This window comes from Protofrankia sp. Cr2, assembly GCF_963555885.1.
Taxonomy (GTDB): domain Bacteria; phylum Actinomycetota; class Actinomycetes; order Frankiales; family Frankiaceae; genus Protofrankia.
The window spans coordinates 70,705-77,456 of sequence record NZ_CAUVXG010000022.1 but is presented as its reverse complement, the minus strand read 5'-3'; the positions used below and the strand labels follow the sequence as shown (position 1 = coordinate 77,456).

6 protein-coding genes and 1 tRNA gene are annotated in these 6,752 nt (G+C 69.1%); 5 read left to right on the top strand and 2 right to left on the bottom strand.

All coding sequences use genetic code 11. From position 1 onward, the window contains the following. The 5 genes from U9978_RS12485 to U9978_RS12465 all read left to right on the top strand — a co-directional run. Positions 1–1,173 (top strand): FtsK/SpoIIIE domain-containing protein (locus U9978_RS12485; protein WP_322761272.1); only part of this gene is annotated, 1,173 nt, incomplete at its 5' end. 208 nt (positions 1,174–1,381) lie between these two features. After that, the gene (locus tag U9978_RS12480) at positions 1,382–3,070 is read left to right on the top strand and encodes a replication initiator (RefSeq protein WP_322761271.1); all 1,689 of its coding nucleotides are present in this window, start codon (positions 1,382–1,384) and stop codon (positions 3,068–3,070) included. 19 nt (positions 3,071–3,089) lie between these two features. Next, positions 3,090–3,284 (top strand): helix-turn-helix domain-containing protein, encoded by a 195-nt coding sequence (locus U9978_RS12475; protein ID WP_322761270.1) that lies wholly within the window; start codon positions 3,090–3,092, stop codon positions 3,282–3,284. Between the two features lie 188 nt (positions 3,285–3,472). Next, the gene (locus tag U9978_RS12470) at positions 3,473–3,808 is read left to right on the top strand and encodes a hypothetical protein (RefSeq protein ID WP_322761269.1); all 336 of its coding nucleotides are present in this window, start codon (positions 3,473–3,475) and stop codon (positions 3,806–3,808) included. Positions 3,809–3,886: 78 nt separating this feature from the next. After that, complete coding sequence (locus U9978_RS12465; protein WP_322761268.1) at positions 3,887–5,215, top strand: site-specific integrase; 1,329 nt, start codon at positions 3,887–3,889, stop codon at positions 5,213–5,215. Positions 5,216–5,297: 82 nt separating this feature from the next. Here the strand turns inward: U9978_RS12465 and U9978_RS12460 are convergent. Both U9978_RS12460 and U9978_RS12455 read right to left on the bottom strand, forming a co-directional pair. Beyond that, positions 5,298–5,370 (bottom strand) — tRNA-Lys (locus U9978_RS12460). 353 nt (positions 5,371–5,723) lie between these two features. Further along, positions 5,724–6,431, bottom strand: a complete 708-nt coding sequence (locus U9978_RS12455) for a hypothetical protein (protein ID WP_322761267.1) — start codon at positions 6,429–6,431, stop codon at positions 5,724–5,726. Between the last annotated feature and the right edge of the window lie 321 nt (positions 6,432–6,752).

The following is a 6,752-nucleotide window of genomic DNA, read 5'->3' as shown; positions in this document are numbered from 1 at the left end:
CCGGTCATGGTCCACACCGGGTTGGCGATTCGGATTCCGGTGTCCAACGGCGACCGGGTCTCCTTCGCCGAGACCTTCCCCCGGATCCGCACGATCCGCTCCGATCGGTGGGGTGACCAGCTCCGGGTGGAGCTGCTCTACGGGCAGACCCCCGACCAGTGGGCGGAGCAGGCCGACGCGCTCCGCCACGCGTTTCGGGCGCGGTCGTGTCGGATCCGTTCCGACCGGGTCGGGTTCATCTGGGTGGACTTCGCCCGGAAAGATCCCCTCGCCGTGCCCGTCCCACCGTTCGATCTGGACGGTCCGGACGCGGACGGGGACGGCGGGGACGACGGTCCGGTGGACCTGTCCGGGATTCCGATCGGCCGCCGCGAGGATGGTGAGCTGTGGCGGCTCCCGGTCCGCGGCGCCCATGTCCTGATCGCGGGGGCGACCGGGTCGGGCAAGAGCGCGGCGGTGTGGGCGACGATCCGCGGGCTCGGTCCGGCGGTCCGCGCGGGCCTGGTCGAACTGTGGGTAGCCGACCCCAAAGGCGGCATGGAACTTGCCTTTGGGCAGGCGATGTTCTCCCGGTTCGCAACCGACACCGACAGCATCGCCGATCTCCTCGACGACGCGGTGTCGGTGATGCGCAAGCGGGCCGCGCGGCTACGCGGGGTCAGCCGGCTGCATTCTCCGACGACCGACGAGCCGCTGATCGTGGTCATCGTCGATGAGATCGCGTCGCTGACCTCCTATGTGACGGATCGGGAGTTGAAGCGGCGGCTGTCGGCGTCGCTGCCGCTGCTGCTCTCCCAAGGCCGGGCACCGGGGGTGGTGGTGATCGGGGCGGTGCAGGATCCCCGCAAAGAGGTGCTGCCGTTTCGGGATCTGTTCCCGGTCCGGGTCGCGCTGCGGATGACCGAAGCCGACCAGGTTGACCTCGTGCTCGGGGACGGTGCCCGCGACCGCGGGGCACGCGCCGACGAGATCGGCGAAGACATGCCCGGGGTCGGCTATGTGCTCCTGGACGGGCAGGCTGACCCGGTGCGGGTGCGGGCGGCCTGGGTCGACGACCCCGAGATTGCCCGGATGGCCCGTCGGTATCCGGTGCCGGCGGTCGCCGAACTGCTCGATCTGGTCGGCGACGGTCCGGACGGCTGGACCCCGGATGTGGACGGCTGGGCCGCGTGACCAGTCCGGAGGAATACGCCCCGGTGTATCCGCTGCCGGTCTGCGACTGCTGCCGGCATCTGTGGGTCGCGCACTGGGCGGAGGACGGCTGCCAGATACCGGCGGGGCGAGGGCGGGTGTGTGGCTGCCGGGAACCGCCACCCGACCACCCCGACCGACCCGAGACCGACGATGACGGCCAGGACCACGGACAGGAGGAACCGGCGGCATGACCACCCCGAGCACCCCACCGGCGGAACCGCCGGCGGGCATCCGGGCCGCCCGCCTGCGCCAACCACTGGCCCGTCATGTCCTGGAGGCGGTCGCGGCGGAGAACGGGGTGTGTATCCGGCCGTTGGCGATGCGCCGGGTGGACGTGGTCACCGGAGAAACAGAGATCATCCCGGTGTCGTGTGGAGCCACGCTGGCATCCAAGTGCCCGCCGTGCGCCGAGCGTGCGCGCAAACTCCGGATGGCGCAGTGCAAGGCGGGGTGGCATCTCGATGACGAACCGCTCCCCGACCCCGACCCGCCGACCGATGACGCGAAGACCCTGGTCCAGCTCCGGGCGGATCTCGAAGCGGTCCGCACCGACGCCGTCAACGGCCACGATGTGGATCAGGTCGGCGAAGTCGACGATCTGATCTCGCAGGTGGACACGGCGTTGAACGATCTCGGCGTGCGCGGCAAGACGGCGCCGGACAACCGCGACCGGCCCCGGCGGACCCGGTCGACCCGGCGGCGCCAGGATGCCCCCGACCTACCCCGGCTCCCCGTCGACCGGCGCACCGTCGGGCGGACGTTCACCGGATCGGACGGGACGGTGTGGCGGCCGTCGATGTTCCTCACGTTGACCTGCGACTCATACGGAAGGGTGAACTCCGATGGTGCCCCGGTAGATCCGGTGTCGTATGACTATCGGCGGGCGGCCCGGGACGCGATCCACTTTCCCAAGCTGGTGGATCGGTTCTGGCAGAACATGCGCCGGGCAGTCGGCTGGGACATTCAGTACTTCGCCTGCCTGGAGCCGCAACGGCGGTTGGCGCCTCATCTGCATGCGGCGATGCGGGGCACGATCCCGCGGGTGCTGCTCCGCCAGGTCGCGGCGGCGACGTATCACCAGGTGTGGTGGCCAGCCTGCGACCGGCCGGTCTACGGCGTGGATCGTCTGCCGGTGTGGGACGACGAAGCGGACGGCTACGTCGATCCCGACGCACACGAACCGCTCCCGACCTGGGATGAGGCGCTGGACGCGATCGGCGACGATGCCGAACCTACCCATGTCGTCCGGTTCGGCGTCCAGGTTCGCGCGGACGGGGTGACCGCGAACAACAGCAACACCGGCCGGTTGATCGGCTATCTGTGCAAGTACCTGACGAAGTCGTTGGACACCTGCCACGACATCGCCACCGACGCGCAGCGAGCGCACGTCGACCGGCTCGCGGACGCGCTGCGGTACGAACCGTGCTCACCGGGCTGCTCCAACTGGCTGCTCTACGGCGTCCAGCCGAAAAACCCGCGGGCCGGGCTGGTGCCGGGACGGTGCAAGGGCAAGGTCCACCGGCGCGAAACCCTCGGCTTCGGCGGACGCCGCGTGCTGGTCTCCCGCAAATGGTCGGGGAAGACTCTTGCCGATCACAAGGAAGATCGCAAAACGTGGATCCGGGAACAGCTCGCGGTCCTCGGCCACACCGGCAACGGCGACGGCGGCCAGGGCGGCCAGGGCGCCACGCCCGACCGGGTGGTCTGGCAGCTGCTCCACCCGGGTGACCCGGCGATGCCCCGTCGGGAACATCTGCTGCTGCGGGCGGTCGCCGACCGGCATCGCTGGCGCGCTCAACTCGACGCGGCCCGTGCTGCCCGCGGAGATCCCCACCCGGTTTCGGCAACCGACCCGAGCATGCCCCACGCGGCCTGACCCGACGACCGGAGGAACCGTGCACAAGCTCCTTCTCACCCCCACGGAAGCCGCTGAGCTGCTCGGCGTGAGCCGCACCACGGTCTACGAGCTGCTGAATGCCGAGCAGATCGAATCCGTCCGGATCGGGCGGGCACGGCGGATCCCGCGGGCCGCGCTCGTCGCCTACGTCGATCGGCTCCGTGGGCTCTGCGACGGGGAGGCGGCGGCATGACCACGCTCGCGCGCCGGCGGCGGGCTGGTGTTCGGCAACTCGCCCCGACCGGCCCATTGGCGCGCGGTCCACCTGGGACACGTCGCAAGCCGCCAGAACAGAAAGATCGAATAAGCGGCCCCGGCGGGTGCTGGAACACCACACCGGGACCTAGATCCACACCCCTTCCGAAGCAGGGAGCGCAGACCGTGACCCCTATCATTCCGCCTGAGCTCGACCCACCGTGCGACGCCTCCGACGGACAGCCCTTCGTCCGCCTCGACACCCCCGGCCACGGCTACTACGAGGTGACCGTCAAACCCGGTGCCGACCCGTTCGACCTTGCTCGGACCGCCATCGCGATCCCCACCGACGCGATATTCGTCGAAGCGCTCGGGGATGTCGACATCGTGCTCGTGTTCCGCGCGATCCCGGGCGCCGCACGTCCGGCAACTCCCCCATCACACGGGCCTGGTCCGGCCGGTGGCTGGGTACCCGACGTCCTCCCCTATCGGACGGCTCCCGCCCAGCACCAGCCGCGCTGACCGGAACCCCGGACCGCCAAGCCTCCTCCGGCGCTTTCTCCCCGTTTTTCCACTTTCGGCAAGGAGCGATCTTTCATCATGTCCAACAAGCGACAGGACCCGACCGACCCCACTGACGGCAACGAACCGACCGACCTTGACGGCCACGGTTCGGAGCGCCCGGCGCCGAACGCCCCTGCTCGTCGGGGCCGCCGGCGGAGCCACGGGGACGGAGCGCTGTTCCAGCGGGCCAGTGACGGTCTGTGGGTCGGGCGAGTCGACCTCGGCTGGATCGACGGGACGAGGGTCCGCAAGACCATTTACGGCAAGACCGAGAAAGAGTGCCGAAGCAAGCTCAAGGACGTTCAGAAGGCCGCAGAGCTGGGCGTCGACGTCACCGCGGAGCGTCGAACAGTCGCGGTGTGGCTCGGCGAATGGCTAGAGATCAAGAAGGGTGACGGTACCCGACCCACGACGCTCCGCACCTACCGTTGGCTCATCGACACGCATATCGTGCCGGCGATCGGCCGAATCCAGCTCGACAAGATCACTCCCCTCGATGTCCGACGCCTCGTCGCGGCGGCGAAGGCAGCCGGGCTGTCTCCGGTGAGCGTCCGCCACGTGCACGGCCTGATCCGTAACGCGCTCGCCGAAGCCGAACGGCTCGACCTCGTGCCCCGCAACGTCGCGAAAGCGGTACGTGCACCATCCGTCGCGCACAAAGACGTCCGGGTGCTGCGTCCCGAGGAAGCACGACGACTCATGGAGGTTCTACACGGTGACCGCCTGGAAGCACTCTTCGCCTGTGGCCTGATGCTCGGCCTACGCCGCGGGGAGATCCTCGGCCTGCGCTGGACCGATGTCGACCTTGACGGCGCCGTCCTCCACGTCCGCCAGAGCCTCCAGCGGGTCGACGGCTCCCTGACGTTCGCGCCGGCGAAGACCGTCCGCTCACACCGGAAGCTACCGATCCCGACCCGACTGATGGGCCTGCTACGCCAACACCGGGTGATGCAGGCAGGCGAACGGTTCGAACGCGGTGACTCCTGGACTGAGACGGGCCTCGTGTTCACCTCGTCGATCGGGACCCCACTGGAACCGCGGAACGTCAACCGCCGGTTCGATCAGCTTCGGGAAAAGGCCGGACTCCCCTGGCTCCGTCTGCATGATCTTCGTCATGCATTCGCCTCGATGCTGTTCTTCGAAGGGGTGCCCGCGCGCACGGTCATGGAACTACTCGGACATTCGACCATCCAACTGACCATGAACACATATACCCACGTCATGCCCGAGACCCAACGGGAGGCCGTGGGACGCCTGGAGCACCTGTTCACCGACGACAAGCCCGCGGACGCAGGAGACGACAGCGCGAACGAAGCCGGAGACGTCGACCCCACCGACACCGACACCGACACCGACCAACGGTGATCGATTGCAAATGGGTACAGCGTTGGGTACATTGATCTTCAGGCAGTCATCACCGGGAGTGATAACCGCTGGTCAGGATGGGTGCGCCGCCAGGGACTTGAACCCCGAACCCGCAGATTAAGAGTCTGCTGCTCTGCCAATTGAGCTAGCGGCGCGTGTCGCCTTGCGACGGATCTGAATGTATCAGGTCCAGGGACGATCGAGGTCCACCAGTGGCCCCAGCCGAAGCCAACATGACGACAAGGAGCCGCGATCAGGCGACATGTCCGGCGGCACGGCCGACCCGAGCGGCCGGCCAACCGGGATGGACGGGACTGGTCGGCCGGAGCCACCGGACGGACCGGACGGACCGGGCGGGGCAGCGCACGAGTGGAAGGTCGACGTACATCCAACGCCCGAAATGCCCGATATGCGGACGAGAACCTTCCACTCGTCGTGATGCGTGACGGCACACCACTCGTCGTGATGCGTGGCGGCGCCGGGCACGGCCTGAGCGGCTGGAGAGCCGTCAGCCGTTCTCGCAACCCGTACCGTCGTGATCATGGTCGAGCCCGAACGGGTCGGGCGAGCGCACCCGCAGCGGGCCCCGCACATAGTTGGGGCCGTCGCCCGAGCCGCCGGCACAGTCGTAGTCGCCGATCCCGTCATGGAGGCAGACATCGGGGTAGGCGGGGTCACAGTTGCCCGCCGGTGCGGCCGCCGCGGTCGTCGCCGGCCGCGGCGCGGGCGCAGCCGCGGGAGCCTGAGCCGCAGCCTGGGTTGATGGTCGGGATACCGGATGTGTAGTCGGGGCCGTGGCGGCGTTCCCGGCTGCGGACGCGGCGGACGCGGACGTGGTCGCGACCGCTACGGCCGGTTGCGGGGCCGGCGGGATCTCACCGGTCGTCGGTGTCACCGGCCCGACTGCGACGGCATCGCCGGCAGGGAACCCGAGCGTGGCCGACGGGCTCGTGGTCGGGGACGGGGACGGAATCGGTGCCGCGGACGGGCTGGCGGACGGGCTCTGCGAGCTCGACACCGCCAGCGATGTGACCGCGGCCGGGCCATGCGTGCCGCCGACGACTCCGAGCACGAGGATGCCCAGATAGCCCGCTCCAGTGATGAATCCGGCGGTACGGCGGTTGTGGACGTGCAGCCGGTGCAGGTGACCGCGCACCAGCCCGACGAGCCCGACAACCATGATGACCATGACGACGAAAACGCAAAACCCCAGCATGAAGCCCCCCGTGAGCGTGACGGGTGACTGTAGCGCATACCGGAACAACGGCATGACGCACCCACCCGGCCCTTTCACGGGCCGGGCGCCAGGTCCGCGCTGCCACCAGCCTGACGCCGCGTCCGCGCTGAATCCAGGTTCACGCCGAATGCAGGTTCACGCCGACCGCGGGTTCGCACTGAATGCGGATTCACACCGGATGCCGCACGAGGGCGCGGCTCCTACGCGCTGGCGGTCGATTCCTCCGGCATGGGGTCGCCGAAACGCCAGCCCGGCACGATGCCGCGGTTGAAGAAGCTGCGGAACTCCCGTACGGACGGG